This is a genomic window from Ruegeria sp. BHSC026 (assembly GCF_059613065.1).
This window is the reverse complement of record NZ_JBXWRV010000010.1, coordinates 22,131-42,305: the sequence shown is the minus strand read 5'-3', so window position 1 is coordinate 42,305 and position 20,175 is coordinate 22,131. Positions and strand designations below refer to the sequence as shown.

At 63.2% G+C, this 20,175-nt stretch carries 19 protein-coding genes and 2 pseudogenes; 5 read left to right on the top strand and 16 right to left on the bottom strand.

Annotation, left to right across the window (positions count from 1 at the left end):
• Positions 1 to 2: 2 nt before the first annotated feature.
• Entirely contained in the window at positions 3 to 1,181 is a 1,179-nt protein-coding gene (locus tag AC2FME_RS13095; RefSeq protein ID WP_496800638.1) for a biopolymer transporter ExbB, read from the bottom strand.
• Positions 1,182 to 1,250: 69 nt separating this feature from the next.
• Entirely contained in the window at positions 1,251 to 1,781 is a 531-nt protein-coding gene (locus AC2FME_RS13090; protein WP_496678639.1) for a gamma-glutamylcyclotransferase, read from the bottom strand.
• 67 nt (positions 1,782 to 1,848) lie between these two features.
• On the opposite strand from AC2FME_RS13090, the gene AC2FME_RS13085 reads away from it, so the two are divergent.
• Positions 1,849 to 2,850, top strand: coding sequence for a DUF2125 domain-containing protein (locus tag AC2FME_RS13085; protein ID WP_496711276.1), 1,002 nt, complete (start codon positions 1,849 to 1,851; stop codon positions 2,848 to 2,850).
• Here AC2FME_RS13085 and AC2FME_RS13080 read toward each other — a convergent pair.
• From AC2FME_RS13080 to AC2FME_RS13065, 4 genes are all read right to left on the bottom strand, one after another.
• Positions 2,847 to 3,704: an extensin-like domain-containing protein gene (locus AC2FME_RS13080; protein WP_496800637.1), complete on the bottom strand. Its 858-nt coding sequence runs from the start codon at positions 3,702 to 3,704 to the stop codon at positions 2,847 to 2,849. The genes AC2FME_RS13085 and AC2FME_RS13080 overlap by 4 nt on opposite strands.
• Positions 3,701 to 4,621, bottom strand: coding sequence for a prephenate/arogenate dehydrogenase family protein (locus tag AC2FME_RS13075; RefSeq protein WP_496800636.1), 921 nt, complete (start codon positions 4,619 to 4,621; stop codon positions 3,701 to 3,703). Before AC2FME_RS13075 ends, AC2FME_RS13080 begins: the two co-directional genes overlap by 4 nt.
• A complete protein-coding gene (gene hisC, locus AC2FME_RS13070) occupies positions 4,618 to 5,703 on the bottom strand; it encodes a histidinol-phosphate transaminase (protein WP_496678645.1) in 1,086 nt (361 codons plus the stop codon). The genes AC2FME_RS13075 and hisC overlap by 4 nt, the downstream gene beginning before the upstream one ends.
• Positions 5,704 to 5,767: 64 nt before the next feature.
• Positions 5,768 to 7,183: an aminotransferase class V-fold PLP-dependent enzyme gene (locus AC2FME_RS13065; protein ID WP_496800635.1), complete on the bottom strand. Its 1,416-nt coding sequence runs from the start codon at positions 7,181 to 7,183 to the stop codon at positions 5,768 to 5,770.
• Between the two features lie 103 nt (positions 7,184 to 7,286).
• Between AC2FME_RS13065 and AC2FME_RS13060 the strand changes: the two genes are divergently transcribed.
• Positions 7,287 to 7,748 (top strand): Lrp/AsnC family transcriptional regulator, encoded by a 462-nt coding sequence (locus tag AC2FME_RS13060; protein ID WP_496800634.1) that lies wholly within the window; start codon positions 7,287 to 7,289, stop codon positions 7,746 to 7,748.
• 55 nt (positions 7,749 to 7,803) lie between these two features.
• Here AC2FME_RS13060 and AC2FME_RS13055 read toward each other — a convergent pair whose 3' ends face one another.
• The 4 genes from AC2FME_RS13055 to AC2FME_RS13040 all read right to left on the bottom strand — a co-directional run bounded on the left by AC2FME_RS13055 (position 7,804) and on the right by AC2FME_RS13040 (position 9,607).
• Complete coding sequence (locus AC2FME_RS13055; RefSeq protein ID WP_496800633.1) at positions 7,804 to 8,046, bottom strand: hypothetical protein; 243 nt, start codon at positions 8,044 to 8,046, stop codon at positions 7,804 to 7,806.
• A complete protein-coding gene (locus AC2FME_RS13050) occupies positions 8,043 to 8,294 on the bottom strand; it encodes a YqhA family protein (protein ID WP_496800632.1) in 252 nt (83 codons plus the stop codon). Before AC2FME_RS13050 ends, AC2FME_RS13055 begins: the two co-directional genes overlap by 4 nt.
• Before the next feature lie 99 nt (positions 8,295 to 8,393).
• On the bottom strand, positions 8,394 to 9,014 hold the full coding sequence (gene rpsD / locus AC2FME_RS13045; RefSeq protein WP_005981478.1) for a 30S ribosomal protein S4: 621 nt from the start codon (positions 9,012 to 9,014) through the stop codon (positions 8,394 to 8,396).
• A gap of 227 nt (positions 9,015 to 9,241) precedes the next feature.
• Positions 9,242 to 9,607, bottom strand: coding sequence for a hypothetical protein (locus AC2FME_RS13040; RefSeq protein WP_496800631.1), 366 nt, complete (start codon positions 9,605 to 9,607; stop codon positions 9,242 to 9,244).
• A 519-nt stretch (positions 9,608 to 10,126) separates the two neighbouring features.
• Between AC2FME_RS13040 and AC2FME_RS13035 the strand changes: the two genes are divergently transcribed.
• Both AC2FME_RS13035 and AC2FME_RS13030 read left to right on the top strand, forming a co-directional pair.
• On the top strand, positions 10,127 to 10,258 hold the full coding sequence (locus tag AC2FME_RS13035) for a hypothetical protein (RefSeq protein ID WP_496800630.1): 132 nt from the start codon (positions 10,127 to 10,129) through the stop codon (positions 10,256 to 10,258).
• Between the two features lie 138 nt (positions 10,259 to 10,396).
• Complete coding sequence (locus tag AC2FME_RS13030; RefSeq protein ID WP_496800629.1) at positions 10,397 to 11,062, top strand: hypothetical protein; 666 nt, start codon at positions 10,397 to 10,399, stop codon at positions 11,060 to 11,062.
• Here the strand turns inward: AC2FME_RS13030 and AC2FME_RS13025 are convergent.
• The 6 genes and pseudogenes from AC2FME_RS13025 to AC2FME_RS13000 form a co-directional block, all read right to left on the bottom strand.
• A pseudogene (locus tag AC2FME_RS13025) lies at positions 11,036 to 11,730 on the bottom strand (NapC/NirT family cytochrome c). The gene AC2FME_RS13030 and the pseudogene AC2FME_RS13025 sit on opposite strands and share 27 nt — an antisense overlap.
• Before the next feature lie 30 nt (positions 11,731 to 11,760).
• Complete coding sequence (locus tag AC2FME_RS13020) at positions 11,761 to 12,198, bottom strand: nitrate reductase cytochrome c-type subunit (protein ID WP_496800628.1); 438 nt, start codon at positions 12,196 to 12,198, stop codon at positions 11,761 to 11,763.
• Positions 12,199 to 12,210: 12 nt separating this feature from the next.
• Positions 12,211 to 13,530, bottom strand: a complete 1,320-nt coding sequence (gene napH / locus AC2FME_RS13015) for a quinol dehydrogenase ferredoxin subunit NapH (protein WP_496800627.1) — start codon at positions 13,528 to 13,530, stop codon at positions 12,211 to 12,213.
• 27 nt (positions 13,531 to 13,557) lie between these two features.
• Positions 13,558 to 15,788 (bottom strand): annotated as a pseudogene (locus tag AC2FME_RS13010) (molybdopterin-dependent oxidoreductase).
• Complete coding sequence (locus AC2FME_RS13005) at positions 15,785 to 16,072, bottom strand: chaperone NapD (RefSeq protein WP_496796536.1); 288 nt, start codon at positions 16,070 to 16,072, stop codon at positions 15,785 to 15,787. Before AC2FME_RS13005 ends, AC2FME_RS13010 begins: the two are co-directional and overlap by 4 nt.
• Complete coding sequence (locus tag AC2FME_RS13000) at positions 16,069 to 16,284, bottom strand: 4Fe-4S binding protein (RefSeq protein ID WP_496800626.1); 216 nt, start codon at positions 16,282 to 16,284, stop codon at positions 16,069 to 16,071. Before AC2FME_RS13000 ends, AC2FME_RS13005 begins: the two co-directional genes overlap by 4 nt.
• A gap of 593 nt (positions 16,285 to 16,877) precedes the next feature.
• Here AC2FME_RS13000 and AC2FME_RS12995 point away from each other — a divergent pair.
• Positions 16,878 to 20,165, top strand: a complete 3,288-nt coding sequence (locus tag AC2FME_RS12995) for an adenylate/guanylate cyclase domain-containing protein (RefSeq protein WP_496800625.1) — start codon at positions 16,878 to 16,880, stop codon at positions 20,163 to 20,165.
• Positions 20,166 to 20,175 lie beyond the last annotated feature (10 nt).

Genomic DNA, 20,175 nt, shown 5'->3' with positions numbered 1-20,175 from the left:
ATCTAGTCTCCTCCCGAGGCCGGTCGCACCGCCCCGCGTGACGAGGTCAGCGCCTTGATCAGTACCTCGAAATCCTTGCGCAATTCGTTCATGCTGTCTTGGCGACCGGCCGCAATCTCTTCGAGAATGCGCAGCAACTGCACGTCCATCGACCGCAGGCGCATGCGGCTTTCGGCATCGAACCCCTCGCCCGCGCCATGTTCGCGCATGTGATCCAACAACGCCTCTTGCCCCAGCGCCACACGTTCCAGCGCGGCGGTCACGTCCTCGCCCTGCGCCTGGCGCTGGTTCATCTCGGCGATGACGTCGACCAGGCTGCTCAACCTGGCCGAAACCTCGGCCCGGTCTTCCTGCTGGGCGACGAACAGATCCTGCAGCGCGTCCATCTGTTCGGACATCGCATCCAGAACCGGCGTCAGCACGGCCAGTTCGGCGCCGCCTTCGTCGCCGGCGGCAAACCCGACCCGGGTGATCGAGGACAACCACTCCTCAAGCTCGCGGTAGAACCGGTTCTGACCGTGACCCGCGAACAACTCGAGCAGCCCGACGATCAACGACCCCGCAAGCCCCAGCAGCGAAGAGCCAAAGGCCACGCCCATGCCCTGAAGCTGGCTTTCCAGACCGGACATGAGACGGTTGAACACGGCCAAGCCTTCTTCGCCTTCCTGCGGGTTCAGGCTGCGGATCGTGTCGACGATGGCCGGAACGGTCGTGGCCAGACCGAAAAAGGTGCCCAACAGCCCCAGATAGATCAGAAGGTTGGTGATGTAGCGGGTGAACTCGCGCTCTTCCTCGATCCGCACGGCCACCGAATCCAGAATCGACCGGGCCGAGCTGGCGCTGATCTGGGACCGCGCCCCGCGTGACCGCAGCAGCGACGCCAACGGGGCCAGCAATTGCGGTGTCTGGGCGTCCTCGCGAACGACGCCGCCAACGAAGGCCTCGATCCAGCGAACCGAACCGATCAACTGCGTCACCTGATAGAAACAGGCCAACACCCCGATGAAAAAGACCAGAAGGATGAATCCGTTCAGATAGGGGTTCGCTTCGAAGACCGGCCGCACATAGGGAAGCGCCAGAAACACGCCCAGCCCCGAAAGCCCGATTGCGATCAGCATCATCACGATTTGCCGGATCGGTTGCGAGAAATGTGGTCTCGCGCCGTGCTGTGCCTGCGCCATGCGCGTTGTTCCCGGTTTTTGCCTGCTTTGTCGAGAATCTACAGAATTTCCGCCGGCGACGCCAAGGCTTTATGCGGTCAGGCTGCGCACGCGTCTCGACAACCACTCGAGTTCCGGGTCGTGCAGGCCGATCTCGGCCAGATGTGCGGCGGTGTTGTACAGATATTCGGTGTTGGGGCCGCGCCCGCCGACGGCCACGGCTATGATCTGCGCCTGCTCTTCCAGCGGCAGACCGCCGCAATACTGCACATGGTCGGGGTCGATCACATAGGTCACCGCATTCACGGTTCCTCCGGCATCCAACTGAACGTCCAGCATCTTTTCCACGTAGGCCGACGAGATCAACTCCCGCTCGCGCAGTTCGTCCAGCGTGCGCGCCTCGTGGCCCGGCTCGACCGCCAGCGCCAAGCCCTTGCAGTGCGCACTGGGATGTTCATCCAGCGCCAGGACCAGCCCGGGGTTTTCTTCGGTTCCCCGGTGGTGGATCGACCGCATGCAGAACGACCGGGCATAGCCATGCAGCGTCGCGTGTTCGCGCCGCGCCACGGGAAAGCCCGGATTCCACAAAAGCGACCCGTATCCGAAAACCCACATCGTCATAGTTCTGGTCCTTGCCCGTTTGGGTCTATAAACATCAATTCCAAGGCAGGAAAAAGGGCCATTCCTCATGCGCCGACTGATACGAGTTCTGATTTTTCTTGCGGTCGTCTGGAGCGCATATTGGGCCATCGCCGGGTACGGGTTGCGCAGCGCGATCACCGGATGGTTCGACCATCAGCAGGCCCGGGGCTGGCTGGCGGATTTCGCACAGGTCCATACCTCGGGCTATCCACTGCATCACCGCACCCGGTTGGACAGCCCGGCGCTGGCGGATCCGGCGACAGGCACGGCCTGGAGCGCCGACTGGATCGAGTTTCAAAGCCCCGCCATCTGGCCCGGGCGGCAAGTGTTGCGGTTTGCCGACACGCCGCAGAGGCTGTCGTATTTCGACCAGACGGCGACCATTCAGGCCCGGGACCTACAGGCCGAACTTCACCTGCGACCGGGCGTGGCGTTGGAGTTGGAACGGATGGCCCTGTCAGCGGGTCCGTGGTCGGTCATGCGCGATGGAACCGAGTCCGCGGCCGCCGGATCGCTGCATCTGATGATGGAACAGGTCGAGACACCTGAGAGCTATGCCGTCAAGATCAACTCGGATGCGTTCTCGCCCGGGGACGATCTGCGCGCACTCATGCGCTCGGCCACGTCCCTGCCGCAGGCGTTCGAGACGCTGAAGCTGGACATGAACGTAACCTTCGACAAAACCTGGGACCGTTCCGCGCTGGAGCAACGCCGTCCGCAACCCCGCCTGATCGACCTGCACCTTGCCGAGGTGCAATGGGGCGAACTGCGGCTGCTGGCAACCGGCGCGTTGGAGGTTGATGAACAGGGTATCCCAGTCGGCGAAATGGCGATCAAGGCCGAGAACTGGCGCGACATGATCGCCATGGCCAATGCTGCGGGTGCCCTGCCCGATCAAGCCGTTGATCCGGTCACGCGGGCACTGAACCTGCTGGCCGGATTGGGGGGTAATCCAAATGCGCTGGATCTGCAGCTGAATTTCCGCGACGGGTTCGTGGCGCTCGGCCCGTTGCCGTTGGGGCCTGCTCCGCGCCTGATCCTGCGTTAGCGGCAGTAGGGGCCGCGGCGGTAACGGGCGGTATCCAGATGGAAATGATCCCGGTGATAACGGTCGGAATTCGGCCCCAGAACCGTTCCGAACGGCCCGCACGCTCCACGCCAGATCTTGGTCAGCTGCTTCTTCGAGGGGTTCTTGCGCCACCCGTCCAGAACTGTCACCACCTCGCCATCGGCCATTTTGAACCCCGAGATATCAATGGCCCGACCCTTGCCATGTTCCGAGATCCTGGCGCCTTTCCGGTTGTTCCGGGTGCGGCAAGCGTAGTGTGCGGCAACCTGCAGTTCGACCACTGGACCGCGCCGTTTGAACGTCGGTTTGACGGTCTTGTCGACCCATTTGTTCAACGCGATGGCCGTGCCGCAATCCATCGTCGACGGCCGGCTGAGCGCCACGCCCGACACGGACGTGATTTGGACCGCATCCTTGATCCCGCAGGCCTGGATCTTGCCGGGTACGGTGCCGACCGGCTTGCCCTGTATGGCAATGTCGCCGCACACCGATCCCTTTTGCAGTTTGCGTTTCCTGAATAGGATTTCCTGTTCCAGCGTTTCGGGTCGCAGATAAGGTTTCAAGGACGAATCCGGCGCGAGGAACGGCAGTGCAGCCGGGCGCGCGGCAACAGCCAGAAACTGAGCGGAAACGGGCCGCAACACGGGTCGCGTCCTTTCTGAAACGGTGATCGGCGTTGCGGTCCCTGCCGGGACATAGGCCGCCGTGACCAGGTTCGTGTCGGGCACAGGCCGTGCAATCGGAACCAAGGAAGAATCGGGCGCCGCGGCGCTGGCAGCCTGGGCCAGAACCGCCGCCACCATCGACAAGATCGTTCCCCGAGCCGCCCTCATGACTTGGCCTTTACCCGTCCGAAATCGGGGGCGTCGGTGTCCTGACCCGCGTCGATGATGCCGCGCCGGATCGCCCTGGTGCGGGTGAAATAGTCGAACAGCTGCTGACCATCGCCCGTGCGAATCGCGCGCTGGAGGGCAAACAGCTCTTCGGTAAAGCGACCGAGGATTTCCAACGTCGCGTCCTTGTTGGTCAGGAACACGTCGCGCCACATGGTCGGGTCCGAGGCCGCGATCCGGGTGAAATCACGGAAACCGGCGGCAGAGTACTTGATGACCTCGGAGTCGGTGACGCGCCGCAGGTCGTCGGCCACACCCACCATCGTATAGGCGATCAGGTGCGGCGCGTGGCTGGTGACGGCCAGAACCAGATCGTGGTGATCAGCATCCATCTCGTCGACATTGGACCCCATCCCTTCCCACAAGGCGCGCAGGCGGGCGATGGCGCCGGGGTCGGACCCTTCGACCGGCACTAGCAGGCACCAGCGGTTGTCGAACAGCTCGGCAAAGCCGGATTCGGGGCCGGAATGCTCGGTCCCGGCCAATGGGTGGGCAGGCACGAAGTGCACGCCTTCGGGAATATGCGGGCCGACATCCTGAATAACGTGCCGCTTGACCGAACCGACATCCGAAACGGTCGCGCCGGGCTTTAGCACCGGCGCGATGTCCTTGGCGACGGCGCCCATCGCCCCGACCGGAACACACAGGACAACCAGATCGGCGCCCTCGACCGCCTCTTGCGCGGTGTCGCAGACCCGGTCGCAAAGCCCGATGCGCCGCGCAGTGTCGCGGGTGGCCTCGGACCGGGCATAGCCTGTCACCTCGCCCGCCAGCCCGGCGCGCTTGATCGCCCAGTACATCGAAGAGGCGATCAGGCCCAACCCGATCAGCGCCACACGATCATAGATCTGGCTCATGCGGCGCCCCCTTTGAACGCGGTGATGGCCGCAACCACGCGGCGACAGGCCTTTTCGTCGCCCACGGTGATCCGCAGTGCGTTGGGCAACTTGTAGCCCGCAACCCGGCGCACGATCAAACCTTTCGATTGCAGATAGGCGTCGCAGGCCTCAGCCTCGGCCTGATCCACGAACCGCGCGAGGATGAAATTGGTGCAGGACGGATCGGACGGAACGCCGATCTTGGCCAGTTCGGCCGACAGCCATTCGCGCAAGCGCGCGTTCTCTGCCCGACAGAACTCGACATATTCCACATCGGCCACGGCGGCCTCCGCTGCTGCGATGGCCGTCAGCGACAGGTTGAAGGGCTGGCGAACGCGGTTCAGCACGTCGATGATTTCGCGTTGCGCATAGCCCCAGCCGACCCGCATGCCGCCCAGCCCGTAAATCTTCGAGAAGGTGCGGGTCATGATTACGTTCTCGAACCGGTCCACCAGACCGGCGCCGCCGTCAAAGCCCGGTACGAATTCCGCGTAGGCGCCATCCAGGACCATCAGGCAGGTCTGCGGCAGGCCCTCGGCCAGGCGCGTCAGTTCGGCGTCCGAGATCATGGTAGAGGTCGGATTGCCCGGGTTGGTCACGAAAACGATCCGGGTGCGGTCGGTCACCGCGGCGAGGATCGCATCGACATCGACCTTGCGGTCGCGCTCGGGCACCTCGACCGGGGTCGCGCCGGCCATACGGGCGATGATCGGGTACATCGAGAATCCATGCTCGGTATGGATCACCTCGTCCCCCGGCCCGGCATAGGCTTGGGCCACGAATTGCAGCACTTCGTCACTGCCCACGCCACAAATAATCCGGTCGGGGTCCAGCCCGTGCCGCTCGCCGATCGCGGCGCGCAGGTTGTAGTGATCGGTCACCGGATAGCGATGCAGCATCGTGGCGCTGTCGCGCACGGCTTCGATCGCCTTGGGGCTGGGGCCAAAGGGGTTTTCGTTGGAACTCAGCTTGATGACGTTTTCCACGCCCTCGACATGCGACTGGCCGCCCTGATACAGCGCGATGTCCATGATGCCGGGTTGCGGGGTGATCTTGTTCATGAGGGGCTCCGTTGGTTGCGCCCCTCATACAGGTCTCAAGGCCTTGGGAAAAGCGGCAATTCCGTCACGCCGCCTTGAAGCGGGCGGTTGCCGGATCGGCGGCGTAGAACGGGGCGTATTCCTGCGTGCGGCGCGACAGGTCATTGACGCTGTCGATGATGAACTTAACCGTGTCCTCGGGCATCATGTACGAGAAGTTCAGCCGCACCCAACCCGGTTTCTTCATCTCTTCCCCGGCCGACAACGCCGCGTGCAGCGCCTCCGAGGCCGCCTTGTCGATACCCAGCAGCCGATGCGCATAGGGGCCGGCGCAGGCACACCCGCCGCGCGCCTGAATCCCGTAGATGTCGCTGAGCATCCGGGTGAATAGCTGTTGGTGCACCGGTTGCCCGGTGTTGTCGCGCACCAGGAAGGAAAAGATCGGCAGGCGGTGCGGGTGATCCACACCCAACAGTGTCAGGTTCGGGTTGTCACGCCATCCCTCCAGCGCCATGCGGTTGTACAGCGCCTCGCGCCGGGCGATCTCGTCGGTGCCCACGGCATCCTTGACGATGAAGGCCAGGGCTGCGCGGATGTCGCCGATCACGTTCGGGGTTCCCGCCTCCTCGCGGGTGGCCAGATCGGAGCTGTAGTCGTGGCGCCAGGGCGAAACGAAGCTGACCGTGCCCCCGCCCGGCCAGCTGGGACAGGTGCGGCGCACGGCGCTCTGGGTCACGATCAGAACACCCGAAGCCCCCGGCCCTCCCGGAAACTTGTGCGGAGAAACGACGATGGCATCCTTGCGCGCTTCGTCCGGCCCCATATCCATCGGCAGATAGGGCCCACCCCCGGCATAATCCCAGACCGCGCGCGCCCCGTGCCGTTTCAGCAGCCGCGTCACCGGATCGGGGTCGGTGATCACGCCCGTAACGTTCGACGCCGCCGAAAATGACCCGATCACCAGATCCGAATCCGAATGCTCGATCAGCGTCTGTTCCAGCACCGCCATGTCCGGCCCGCCCTCGGGGCCTTCGGGGATCTCGATGACCTGCGCCTTGCTCTCGCGCCAGGGCAGGATGTTCGAATGATGCTCGTACGGGCCGATCAAGACAACCGGCCGGTCAGCCTCTTGCACTCCCATCAAACTGACCAGCCGGTTGAGCCCCGCAGTGGCACCGGACCCGGTGAAGATCACCGCGTCATCTCCCCTCGCGCCAACGATGCGGGCTATTTCCGCGCGCGCCTCGCGGCGCAGTCGCGTCATGTAGGAACCGCAATAGGAGGCCTCAGTGTGGCTGTTCGCATAGAACGGCAACACCTGCTGGGCCACAAAATCCTCGACCTGCCGTAATGCGCGGCCCGAGGCAACGTAATCCGCGTACACAAGCGGCACGTCCCCATGCAGACCCGGGATCAGAACGTTCTCTCCGATCAGCCCGTCGCGCAGGGTCGACTTACGAGTGGCGGCTTGGATTTCTGCACGAAAATGGGACAGGGTCATGTCATCGGCTCCATATTGCGCCCCTGAATATGATCGGGTTTTCGCGAGAGAATTTCACCTTTCTTTGCTTGATTTACCGAGATCATGGGTCATATGATCCATCATGATCGAAAAAATAGATCAAATTGACACACGCCTTCTTCGCGAACTGCAAAAGGACGCGACTCTGTCCCAGCGTGAACTGGCCGAGCGTGTCGGCCTGTCTCAAAACGCGTGCTGGCGACGCCTCAAGGCGCTGAACGACACGGGTGTGCTCACGGGGTCGACAGCCCGGATCGCGCGCGAAAAACTGGGGTTGAACCTGGTGGTGTTCGTGATGCTGCGCACGCGTCACCACTCGGCTGAGTGGCTGAAGGCCTTTCGCAGCCATGTCCTCACCATTCCCGAGGTTGTGGATTTCCACCGGATCGGCGGCGACTATGACTATCAGCTCAAGGTCGTCACGCAGGATATGGCGAGTTATGACAAGGTTTATCAGCGCCTGATCGAGAAGGTCGAGTTGGACAGCGTGACCTCGTATTTCGCGATGGAGGCCATTGCCGAAGGACGACCGCTGCCTCTGTAAACTCTGCGTGGCCGAGGCCGGGCCGATATACGGCCCCGCCGGCCCGCGCGGGGTGTCAGTGATCCGACGCCCGGCCGTTCTTGATTGTGCCGTGATGGGCCGGGACGGCCCGCTCCTTCAGCCAATCCATACCCCCCAGCAGAAGGCCCGAAGCGACCAGAACCGCATGAATCGCCGAAAACCACCGGATCTGCTTGGCATCAACAGGCGCATCCTTTTCCTTGCTGATCTCCATCAACAGCTTCAGAAGATGGATCGCCGAAATTTCCGCGATCGAGCCCAGAAGTTTGATCTTCAAGCTCGGAAAAATCGATCTTGTCCAACCAGGCCGACCAGACACGGGTCGATCAACGTCAGAGTCGTCAGGATCGCGGTTTCAGCGCTCATCTCCATGGCCTGCGGCAGATAGTGGGCAAGCTCGCGCAGGAACACGACCATCAAAAGACCGATGGTTAGGCCGAGGCCCAGATAGACCTGCGCCATGAGCCAACGCAGCGCACAGATGGTTCGTTCGAGGATATGCTCGATTCTGAGTTTGGCGGGCACGGGACTCCCTTTCCTTGACAGGAAGCGCGCACGGACATGACAACGAAAAGGGCCGCACGCCTTGCAGCGTACGGCCCCAAATTCGCGAATGCCGCCGTCTTAGTTCTTGGCGTAGAATTCGACGACCAGGTTGGGTTCCATCATGACCGGGTACGGCACGTCGCCCAGCGACGGGGTGCGCACGAAGGTCGCGGTCATCTTCGAGTGGTCGACATCCAAGTAATCCGGCACGTCACGCTCGGCCAGGGCAACCGCTTCCAGAACGACGGCCAGCTGCTTGGACTTGTCGCGGACCTCGATCACGTCGCCTTCCTTGACGCGGTAGCTGGGGATGTTCACCCGCTTGCCGTTCACCTTGACGTGGCCGTGGTTCACGAATTGACGTGCGGCGAACACGGTCGGCACGAACTTGGCGCGATAGACCACGGCGTCCAGACGGCGCTCGAGCAGGCCGATCAGGTTTTCACCGGTATCGCCCTTCACACGCTCGGCTTCGGCGTAGATGCGGCGGAACTGCTTTTCGGTCAGGTCGCCGTAGTAGCCTTTCAGCTTCTGCTTGGCGCGCAGCTGCAGGCCAAAGTCCGACAGCTTGCCCTTGCGGCGCTGGCCGTGCTGGCCGGGGCCGTATTCGCGGCGGTTGACCGGGGATTTCGGACGACCCCAGATGTTTTCGCCCATCCGGCGGTCGATTTTGTACTTGGCAGACGTGCGTTTGGTCACGGCTGATCTCCTTCGTTAGGACGAGGCCCAGCGGGCCACTATGAAGGGCGTTGTCCTCTTGAGGTCTCCCCCATGACAGGCATCCCCTTGCGGGGGCCACCAACACCAATGGAGCCGCGCTTATATCTGCCGAACCTGCAGAGTCAACACGCATGCGTAACAATTCCGCCAAAAGGGTGAACGGCCGGTCTCGGCGGACCAAGGAAATCCGCGCCGAAAACTGCAACCTATATCGCGCAAGCCCGCCCCCGGCCCTTTGCCGCATTCGGCGGGAAAGCAAGCACGTTCGCTTGGGTCGCGCCGTGCGCATCGGTCCGGGTGACCGCGTTCACCGCGCTGACCCAGAATTCCTGACCACGGGCGGGGCATCCGTTTTCGAAGAACAACACCGGCTCTTTCGCGCCATCGACAAGCGCCAATTCCGCCTCGAAACTCTGAGCGCCATTTGTCAGCACAACCCTGGCAATCGGCGCGTACGGTTCAAACCCGGACAGCTGCGAAGCCGACCGTGACTGCGCCGCCCTGCTTGCTGATGCCACCGCTTGCGCGGACATCACGTGCCCGACATCGCGCAGATAGGTGACCCGGCCCATCAAAGACCAGGCGGACCCGACGGTCAAATCGGCCAAGGGCGCCGCTTCCAAACCGTCGATTTCCGTCTGCGACCAAAAAACCGCTGCGCGATTGTCATACTTGGCGTTCATCTGCCTGCCCAAACCTTTTAACGTATCACCCCTTACGCAGGCACACCTATCAAGGAAGAATCGGGCGGAAAAGAGACGGAAATGCAGCTATCACGAAAATGTTGCACCTCTGTCAAATCAAGATGAAAATTCCCGCTGCGAAAAACGGATCTTCAGCCCGGGGCGTGCTGCTGCTTGCCCGATGTCTCAACATGGGACTGTCGCGTAGTCATAAATTCCACCGACACGGCGACGCACCCCTCGGACGGAAGAAAGAAAGACCCATGGTCACCAAGGCCGAGCTTGAAAAGCAGGTCGAAAATTTGAAACGCCAGCTCGAAGAACGGTCGAAACAACTGCCCCTAGGCCTCGTCAGAGTCCGACGCGAAGGCCGCGAAAAGCGACCTCTCCGAGAAGCTGCCGGAAACGTTGGACGAATGGTCCAGCGAGCTTGATGACGTCCTGACCGAACTGGATTCGCTGCCCCACAAGGAGGCGATCCTGTTCGCCCTCGGGGTCTGTGCCCTGCGCTACATGATAGACCGTGCGCCAGGAGGGTGACAGATGAGCCGCATTTCACGAAACGCGTCCATCATTCTGCGAACCGAACGCCTGATAGCCCAGCGCAACCTGACGGTTCTGGCGAAAAGTACGGGCTTTTTCGCAGCCGCGGGGCTGGCGGCGGCGCTGGCCGTCGTGATGCTGAACATCGCGGGCTATTTTGCCCTGACGACCACCATGTCGAAACCGGTGGCCGCTCTGGTCGCTGGGGTGGTCAATCTTGGTGTGGCGTTGGTTTTTCTGGTCGTTGCCAATTCGATCAGCGCCGAAACCGACACCGCGCCGGTGGCCAAGCTGCGCAACATGGCGATCGCGGATATCGAGGCCGAATTTCAGGACACGCTGGCCGAAGCCCGCGATACGGTGCAGGGCCTCAAGGCCGTTTTGCGCGACCCGCTTGGCACCATGACCCCGGGGCTGGCCCGACTGCTTGCCATGCGATTATCCGGCACCTCAAGAAGCGCTAGGACTGAGACTTGGTCGCCGCCCCCGCGCGCGCCCCGAACCTCAGACCGTGGCGCCCTTGATCCGGATGGCGCTGCCCACGGTGCCTGCCAGCAAACCGACCAGAACTCCGATCGACAACTCCAGCGTTTCGACATTGCTGAACTGCCAATTGGCAAAGGCCAGGGTTTCCAGCAAACCCACGGCCGCACCCAGAACCGCACCCAGCCACAGCTTGCGCGTCATCATGCCCAGTGCAAGGCCCAGAATGCCGGGCAGGCTCAGGATGTTGCCGCCGATCGTTCCCAAAATCTCAAGCATGCCGTGCCACTCCTAGTCGGTTCTGCTGTTCAGGAATGACCGGATCTCGGCCGCGCCGATACTTTGCGCCACCTCGGTGCCGGTCACCGGCTCCAGCGATGCGACCACTTTCTGATACTCTTCCAGATAACCCGGCGGCAGGCTGTGCGCGATGCCCTTGTGGCAGTCGATGCAGGTCATGTTCTCGTCGATCGCACGCTGGTGCTCGTTGGCGCCGCGCGTTTCCTGAATGGTGAAGTCCATGTATTCGAAATTGTGACAGTTGCGGCATTCGCGGCTGTCCGAGGCCTTCATCTTTTTCCACACGGCCGAGGCCATCTGCAGGCGGTGATTCTCGTATTTCTCGGGCGTGCTGATGGTGCCGACCAGCTCGTGATAGACGTCTTTCACTGCCATGATCTTGGCTTCGATCTTAAAGCTCCATTCCTTGGGCACGTGGCAATTGGAACAGATGACCCGTACGCCGGAGTGGTTGTTGTAGTGGATCGTTTCCCGGTATTGCCAAGGTTGGTTTCCATCGTGTGGCACGAGACGCAGAATTCTTCGGTATTCGTCATCTCAAGCGTCCAGTGGAAACCACCCCAGAACAGGATGCCGGCCAGAAAGCCCACCAAGACCAGAAAGCCTGCGCTGAACGCGGCGGCCGGTGTCCAGATCCACGCCCAGATGCGGCCGATCAGGCCGCGCTTTTCAGGAGAGTCTGCCATTTCGGGTGCTCCTTTCAGTCCGAAGCTGGATCAGTTTCCGGCCGAGGGCTGGAACAGGTTGTCGACCAGGGCTGGCACATCCGCCTGCGGCACGTGGCACTGGTTGCAGAAATACCGAGTGCCCGCGATCTGATCGAGCTCGTTGCCTTCGCGATCCAGATAGTGGGTCATCGACAGGGTCGGCGCGTTGCGCTCACCGGCCTTGGTCCAGTCGTGGCAAGACAGGCATTGATTGGTGCGGATGTCGATCTGGTACTGGTCGATCTTGTGCGGGATCAACGGCGGCTGCTGGCGATAGTTGCGCTGCATGCGGCCCTCGACGTTGCGGTGGACCTCGTCCAGGATGACGGGCTCCTTCACATCCGCACCGCGCGAGGTCGACACCTGGGCGGATTGCGCAAAGGCAAGCCCACCCACAAGAAGCACCGGGATCAGGGCCATTGCGCCTGTCGCTATCGATTTTCTCATCTTGGCACTCCCTTACACAGGTCTGGCGGCACGCGCCTGAGGCGCGGCGGCCGGATCGGGTGGCGCGACGTCGGCGTCATTGAACCGGTGGGTAAGTTTGAAGACATCGACCGAGTACACATTGATGCAGCGGCCGCATGTTGTGCAATCGGGCGACAGGATCAGCGGGCTGGATTCCGGCTTGCCCTTCAGTGCGGGCGAGATCACCTGGTTTTCCGGGCAGACCGCATAGCAATCCATGCAGTCATCGCAGGCGGCGCGATTGGTGGCGCTGACTCGCAGCAGGCTTTTGGCGCCGATCAGGCCGTAAAAGGCGCCGACCGGGCAGATGTGGCCGCACCAGCCTTGCCGGGCCACAAACAGGTCAAAATCAAAAATCGCCACGACCATCGCCCAGAAAAAACCCATGCCAAAGACCAGCCCGCGGTGCAGCATTGTGATGGGGTTCACCAGTTCCCATGCGATTACGCCGGTCAGGGCCGACACGATCAAAACGGTCGCCAATATCCACAGCCGGGTGCTGCGTTTGGGCTGCCAGCCCTTGGGCAGGTCCAGCCGAAGGTGCAGCCAATGCGGGGCGTCCGTAACAGGTTTGATCGGGCACACCCACGAACAACAGACCCGCCCGCCAATCAGCGCATAGGCCACTAGAACGATCAGCCCGCGGATCAGCGCCAGTGGCCAGCCACCAGCTCCTGCAGCAGGATGAACGGATCGGTCAGCGGCAGCAGGTCCAGCGTCAGCGATCCGGCCAGCGTGCCCTTGACGATCCAGATGCCGAACCACGGCCCCAGCAGTAACAGCGCCAGAAAGAAAACCTAACTGAAGCGCCGCAGCAGCAGGGACCGATGCGCGCCGACCCATCCTTTGACCTCGCGGGCCTCGTGCCCGACGGGCATATGCGCGCGCGCCGTCATTGGTCTGCCCCTGGAAGGTTGTAACCCGGTTCGTACCCGCCCGGTGCGGCAAGGTTGTCCGCGCCCGGTCCGGGCAGGCCGCGACACAGGGGATGTCTTCGCACATCTCGCAGGGCGCATCGCGAGCGATGAAGTACGGCGTGCCGGTCGCCACCGCATCGAGACCCAACTCGGCCAGCTTCAGCGTTTCACAGGGACAGTCGCGGACGCACAGCCCGCAGCGGATGCAGGCGTCCAGAAAGCCATCTTCGGGCAACGCCCCCGGCGGCCGCAGGGCCTCGGCCGGCAGGGCGCGGGCGTCGCGGGCCAGAAAGGCCAGCAACGACCCGGCGACCAGACAGCCACCCGCCGCGCACGCCGAATCCTGCAGGAACCGGCGCCGTTGCGGCGAAAGAGGTTTGCCGACCAAAGACATCACACCCGACCTTTGCGACCCCTGCCCTTACGCCCGCTCAACCTTGCAGGCGCATTTCTTGAAGTCCGTCTCTTTGGACAGCGGACAGGTCGCATCCAGTGTCAGCTTGTTGGTCAGCTGGCCCTCGTCGAACCACGGCATGAGCACGAGGCCACGCGGCACTTTGTTGCGCCCGCGGATCTCGACGCGGCTGATCACTTTGCCGCGGCGGGTAGACAGCACGATCTCTTGCCCGCGGCGCACGCCGCGTTCCTTGGCGTCCTCGGGGTGCATGAACACCACAGCGGCGGGGAAGGCGCGGTGCAACTCGGGCACGCGGCGGGTCATCGCCCCGAAATGCCAGTGCCCCAGCACCCGGCCGGTGCACAGCCACAGATCGTATTCCTCGTCCGGCTCCTCGGCCGCCGGCTTGTAGCGCGCAAAGATGATCTTGGCCTTGCCGTCCTTGTGGCCATAGAATTTCACCTCGGCGCCTTCGGGCGCATACGGGTCATAGCCTTCGCGGAAGCGAAAGAGCGTCTCTTTCCCGTCCACGACCGGCCAGCGCAGCCCGCGCGCCTGATGATAGGTTTCGAACGGTGCAAGGTCATGCGCCTTGCCGCGGCCAAAGCTGGAATATTCCTCGAACAGGCCCTTCTGGACTTAGAACCCGAAATGCTCGGGTTCGTCGTTGTGGACCCCTTCAGCGGTCTCCGACAGCGGATATTTGTCGACCTTACCGTTGGCGAACAGCACCTCGAACAGGGTCTTGCCGCGATGCTCGGGCATCTTGGCAAGCAGTTATTCGTCCCAGACCTCCTCGACGGTGAAGCGTTTCGAGAACTCCATCTGCTGCCACAGGTCCGACTTGGCATCGCCCGGGGGCCTTGACCTGCTTACGCCAGAACTGGGTGCGGCGTTCGGCGTTGCCATAGGCGCCCTCCTTCTCGACCCACATGGCGGTGGGCAGGATCAGGTCGGCCGAAACCGCGGTGACGGTCGGGTACGGGTCCGACACGACGATGAAGTTGTCGGGGTTGCGATAGCCGGGATAGCCCTCTTCGTTCATGTTGGGCGCGGCCTGCATGTTGTTGTTGCACGGCACCCAATAGACGTTCAGGTCGCCATCCTTCAGTTTGCGGTGCTGCAGAACCGCGTGGGAACCCAGCTTGGCCGGGATGGTGCCTGCGGGGATGTTCCAATCGGTCTCGGCGATCTTGCGGTTCGGATCGGCATATTCCTTGGCCAGTTGCTCGAGCTGGCTCGCCGGCACGCCCGACAGCTCGGACACGTATTCCAGCGTGTAATCCGCGACCGAGGCAGAATATTCCTCGAACGCGATCGGCTCCAGCTTGCCCGAGTCCGGATGCGCGGCGGCCTGTTGCAGCGGGTTGGTCTCGCGCAGGCCGTAGCCGATGTCGGTGGCGGTCTTGGTGATGTTGACGTGGTTCTTGACGAAGTCCTCGTTCACCGCGCCGGTCTGGATGATGTAGTTGGCGATGTAGTTCAGGATCGCCGGGTCGGTCTGCGGCTTGAAGATGATGCCGTTGTCGGCCAGCTCGAACGAGCGGTGCTCGAAGGTGGACAGCACATGCACCTGCGCGCCGGCTTGGTCAGGCGCGTATCAGTCAGGCGCGACCACCGAATCGGGTGCATCTCGGCCATGTTCGAGGTCGTCATAGCAGCCTATGGGTTCGTCGATGCCGAAGGGCGCATGAAGCCCACCACGGCCGAGGCCATGCAGTGCCGCGCGTTCGGGTCGATGTTGTTCGATCGGAACCAGGCCTTCATCAGCTTGGCCGCGGCATAGCCCTCCCACACGGTCCACTGCCCTGAGCCGAACATGCCCACGCTGGTCGGACTTTTCTTGACCAGCGCCTCTTTCCACTTCTGGGCCATCACGTCGAAGCCTTCGTCCCAGCTGACGGGCTAGAACTCGCCGTTCTTGTCGTAGACGCCGTTCGACTTGCGCAGCAGTGGGTGGTCAGACGGTCCTTGCCGCACATGATCTTGGACAGGAAATAGCCCTTGATGCAGTTCAGCCCCCGGTTCACCGGCGCGTCAGGGTCGCCCTGGGTGGCGACCACGCGGCCATCCTTGTTGCCCACCAGAACCGAGCAGCCCGTACCGCAGAACCGGCACGGTGCCTTGTCCCAGCGGATGTCGGCATTGGCGACTTGGGCCGTAGCCTGGCCCGTTGCCAGCGGGATACCGGCCGCAGACGCTGTCGCGGCGGCAGTTGCTTTCAGAAACGTGCGGCGAGATTCGGTAATGGTCATGACGAGGGCCGCCGGCTGGAATCTTGGCTGGGAGTTTCAGGACGCGGGCGGGTCTCCGCGAGATCTTCGAAATGGTGATAGGTCAGGGACACGACCCCGGGGATCTGGTGCAGGTCCATGATCGTCTCCGAGGCTAGGCGTTCGGGCGTATCCTCGACGATCACCACGAACCGGCCATCCTCGGCCTCGGCATGGATTTCGACCCCGTCGAACCCGGCAATTGCCGACCGGGCCGAGGCGGTGTAGGTCGGCGCGACATGACCTAGGCATCCGCAGATATTCATTCGACGGCCTCCAGATGTTGTGCCCGCTGCAACGTGATCGCGCCCGCAGGACATGCGGTGGCGCAGGCTCCGCAGCCGATGCAGGCGTCTTCGTTCAGGACGGGGTCGGCCAATCCGCCGGTCTTCAAACGAAACCCGATGGCGCCCTGGTCGCAACAGTCCTGACAGATCCGGCAGCTGACCGCGTTCATAGACAGGCTGGTAGCGGCCACCTGCGCGCGCCACGGCCATAGGCAAACCGGGCCAGGTCCAGCGCCTTGGTCTTGCACACATTGGTGCAGTCGCCGCAGAAGGTACAGCCCGCATCCTGCGGCTGGAAAACCGGCAGGCGCGGGCGTTCAGCACCAGACCCTTCTCGGGGCAAGCCGCGACACAGTCGCCGCAACTCGTTCAGAGATCGGGGAAATTGTCGCGGTCCGCTCCCGGCGGCCACATTGCTCCGTCGTCTTCGCAAGACAGGCGCACCGTCAGGAACACCCGCCTGCTTGCGACTGCAGACATGTGCCGCCCACCAGTTTGTTCAACATGCGTGGTACTCCGTTCGTGCTGCGTGCATAGTCTGCGCGAGTCAATGTCGACTTAATCTGGATCAAGTCGCAGCCGGTATTGCCCTGACGAATCGACAGGCCTGCACTCAGGTTTTTGCAAGGCTGAGAGCTTGGAATCTGCCTGTAGGTATGGCTCGGTCTCGGGAAGGGCGCCCCAGTAAATGCATAGACATCATACGCCTTTGGCACGAAAAATGCAGACTCGGCCCTGTGTTCTGGTCTAGGCTGCGCTTGGGTGGATGCTTCTGAGGGCCCCGATGTCTGGCGACCTGAAGGAATGGCTGAGCGCGCTTGGGTTGTCGGACTACGCCCAGGCGTTCACGGACAACAAGATCGATCTGGCGATCCTTCCCGAATTGACGGGAGAGGACCTGCGCGAGATCGGCGTCACCGCCGTGGGCGACCGCCGGCGGCTGCTGCGCGCCATCGCCGAACTGGATGAACCCGAAACCGTTACCCCCTACCAGCCTGCGACCGCGCCGGAACCGGCGAGACGGCAGGTCACCGTTCTGTTCGCCGACCTGACCGGGTTCACGAAACTGTCCAGCGAGCGCGACGCCGAGGACATCCACGCCCTTTTGAACGCATTCTTCGGCAAGGTCGATCGCGCGGTCGAAAAGTACGGTGGCCGGATCGACAAGCATATCGGCGACGCCGTGATGGCCGTGTTCGGAGCACCGATCTCGCATACCAACGACACCGAACGGGCCGCACGCGCCGCGCTGGAGATCCACGCCGCCTTGCCCACGCTGGACCCGCCGCTGTCGTGCCATATCGGCATCGCCTCGGGGCAGGTCATCGCCAGCAACACCGGCAGCGCGGCCCATACCGAATACACGGTGACGGGCGACGGCGTGAACCTGGCCTCGCGCCTGACCGATATCTCGGCCCCGGGCGAGACACTGGTGTCGCACGACATCCAGAGGGCCCTGGGGCCGCTGTTCGTCGGCGAGGCGATCGGCACGAAGGCCATCAAGGGCCTGAACAAGGATGTCGAAGTCTGGCGCCTGGATCGCCTGACCCGGAACATCCGCGCGCGCCGGCACAAGTTCATCGGACGCGCCCGCGAGCTGTCGCTGTTCTCGGCCACATTCGACCGCTGCAAGCAACACGGCAAGGGCGAGGTGCATATCGTTCTGGGCGAACCCGGCATCGGCAAGACCCACTTTTCCGAACAGGTGGCGGACCTGGCCGAAAGCCTGTCCTACGCCGTGCATTCCGGCGTGGTGATGGATTTCGGGACCCGCGAAGGGCATTCCGCCATCCAGTCCATCGCCCGAAGCCTGATGGGACTGGACCCATCGGACGCCCGCGGTGCAGGAGCCGACGCCGTCCGGCAAGCCATCGACCGGGGCTGGGTCAGCCCGGCCGGTTCGGCCCATCTGAGCGCCCTGCTCGACCTCGAACAAGAGCCCGGCCTGGCCGAGGTGTATGCGGCGATGGACAACGCCGCGCGCATGCGCGGCCGGCGTCAGGTAATCGAAGATCTGCTGAGGGCCCGCAGCCGCGAGACCCCCCTGCTGATCCAGGTCGAGGACATCCACTGGGCCTCGCCCGAGATCCTGACCCAATGCTGCCAGATCGCTTCGGCAACGCGGGATCTGCCCTGTGTCCTTCAGATGACAAGTCGGGTGGAAGGCGATCCGATTGATCGCGATTGGGAAATGGCCACCGACGGCGCGCTGATCTCGAAACTGGAATTGTCCCCGATGGGTGACGCGCAGGCCCGCATGCTGGTCGAGGAATTCACTGCCATCGACCCCGCGCTTCTGGAAACCTGCGTTCAGCGTGCGGGCGGCAACCCCCTGTTTCTTGAACAATTGCTGCGCAACATCGATGCCCTGACCCGCGAAACCGTTCCGGGCAGCATCCAGGGTATCGTGCAATCGCGGCTGGACGGGCTGGACCGGAGCAGCCGGGCGGCGATCCAGTCGGCCTCGGTTCTGGGGCAACGGTTCTCGCCCGAGGTTCTGAGCTTTCTGCTGGGCGAAGATCAACTGGACATCTCGACCCTGACCCGCACCGCGCTGATCCGCGAAACCGGGTCCGATCTGATGTTCGCTCACGCCCTGATCCGCGACGGCTCGTACGCGACGCTGGTCAAATCCGAACGCGCCCGGCTGCATGAACAGGCCGCCCGGTGGTACGAAGGCAAAGACGCCACCTTGCGGGCAAGGCATCTGGACCGGGCCGGCGCCCCGAATGCGGCCCTGGCCTATCTGGAGGCGGCAGAAAACCTGATCCAGTCGTTCCAGTTCGACGATGCCAATCCCCTGATCGAGCGCGCCCTCGAATTGCCTGCCTCGCCGGACGTTCGGCTGGACCTGTACTGCGCGCGCGCCGAAATCCACCGGCTGCAGGGGCTGTCCGACGACGCCCTGCGGGAATTCAGCGAAGCGGCGGCGCTGGCCGACAGCGACGAACAGATCTGCCGGGTCCATATCGGCCTGGCCCAGGCCGCCCGTCAGGCTAGCCGGTATCAGGATGCGCTGAACAGCCTGGACATTGCCGAAGACGCCGCCAGACGCAGCGGTCTGGAACGGGATCTGGCGCAGATCAACTATGTGCGGGGCAACATCTATTTCCCGCTCGGCCGGGTTCAGGACGCCATGGACAGCAACGAAATCGCCCTGAAGCTGGCCCGCAAGCTGGGATCGGCGCGGCTGGAGGTCGGTGCGCTCAGCGGCTTTGGCGACGCCAATTTCATGAACGCGACCATGCAGACGGCTGCCACATTTTACACGCAGGCGGTCGAGCGGGCACGCGAACACGGTCTGGTGCGCGATCTGGCAGCCAACCTGCACAATCTGAGCGTTGCCCGCAGCTACTCCGGAGACGTCGCCCAGGGCCGCGCCGACGCGCAGGAAGCCATCGAGATCAGCCAGAAATACTTTGCCTTCGTCCCCGAATGCGTGGCCCAGACCTGTCTGGGTGTGGCCTGTACTTTTCAGGGAGACCTCGACGGCGCGCGTGACGCATTCGCCCAATCTGCCGCGATCGCCCAGCGCGTTGGGGCCAAACGGCTTGAGGCGCAGGCGCTGGAGCATCTTGCCCGGACTCAGGCCTATATCGGAGAGGCCAGCGCGGCGCGCGAAACGGGGGGACAGGCCGTTGACATCGCGTTGGAACACGGACGCAACTTCGTCGGCCCCAAAGCCCTTTCGGCACTGGCGCTGGCGCTGGATGATCCCGATCGGCAAGACGATCTGCTGGCGCAGGGCGCCGCCATCATCGCCGAGGGTTGCGTGGGCCACAGCCACCTGCATTTCTATACCGACGCCAGCGCGGTGATGCTGGCGCGGCACGAGTGGGACCGCGCGGTTGCCTTCGCCGACGATCTTGCGGCCTTTACCGCCTCGGAACCCCTGCCGATGGTCGATCTGTCCATCCGCCAGACCCGTATCCTGGCCGAGGCCGGACGCGCCGGGGTGGACCCCCGCACCCATGCGGAATTCGACGCGCTGCAATCCGGGTTCGCACAGATGGGCATATCGCGGTCGTTGACCGGCAGCCTGGATTTCCTGGCGCCGGAACCCGCGGAGTGACAGATACATC

Bases quoted from the DNA above. Each gene is read 5' to 3' on its own strand.
- AC2FME_RS13060 (WP_496800634.1), top strand. From the start codon at position 7,287: ATGATCGAAAAAATAGATCAAATTGACACACGCCTTCTTCGCGAACTG.
- AC2FME_RS13030 (WP_496800629.1), top strand. From the start codon at position 10,397: ATGCTGAACATCGCGGGCTATTTTGCCCTGACGACCACCATGTCGAAA.
- AC2FME_RS13005 (WP_496796536.1), bottom strand. From the start codon at position 16,072: ATGAATATCTGCGGATGCCTAGGTCATGTCGCGCCGACCTACACCGCC.
- AC2FME_RS13065 (WP_496800635.1), bottom strand. From the start codon at position 7,183: ATGACCCTGTCCCATTTTCGTGCAGAAATCCAAGCCGCCACTCGTAAG.
- AC2FME_RS12995 (WP_496800625.1), top strand. From the start codon at position 16,878: ATGTCTGGCGACCTGAAGGAATGGCTGAGCGCGCTTGGGTTGTCGGAC.
- AC2FME_RS13090 (WP_496678639.1), bottom strand. From the start codon at position 1,781: ATGACGATGTGGGTTTTCGGATACGGGTCGCTTTTGTGGAATCCGGGC.
- AC2FME_RS13040 (WP_496800631.1), bottom strand. From the start codon at position 9,607: ATGGGCCGGGTCACCTATCTGCGCGATGTCGGGCACGTGATGTCCGCG.
- AC2FME_RS13085 (WP_496711276.1), top strand. From the start codon at position 1,849: ATGCGCCGACTGATACGAGTTCTGATTTTTCTTGCGGTCGTCTGGAGC.
- AC2FME_RS13020 (WP_496800628.1), bottom strand. From the start codon at position 12,198: ATGAGAAAATCGATAGCGACAGGCGCAATGGCCCTGATCCCGGTGCTT.
- napH (WP_496800627.1), bottom strand. From the start codon at position 13,530: ATGTCTTTGGTCGGCAAACCTCTTTCGCCGCAACGGCGCCGGTTCCTG.
- AC2FME_RS13075 (WP_496800636.1), bottom strand. From the start codon at position 4,621: ATGAGCCAGATCTATGATCGTGTGGCGCTGATCGGGTTGGGCCTGATC.
- AC2FME_RS13095 (WP_496800638.1), bottom strand. From the start codon at position 1,181: ATGGCGCAGGCACAGCACGGCGCGAGACCACATTTCTCGCAACCGATC.
- hisC (WP_496678645.1), bottom strand. From the start codon at position 5,703: ATGAACAAGATCACCCCGCAACCCGGCATCATGGACATCGCGCTGTAT.
- AC2FME_RS13080 (WP_496800637.1), bottom strand. From the start codon at position 3,704: ATGAGGGCGGCTCGGGGAACGATCTTGTCGATGGTGGCGGCGGTTCTG.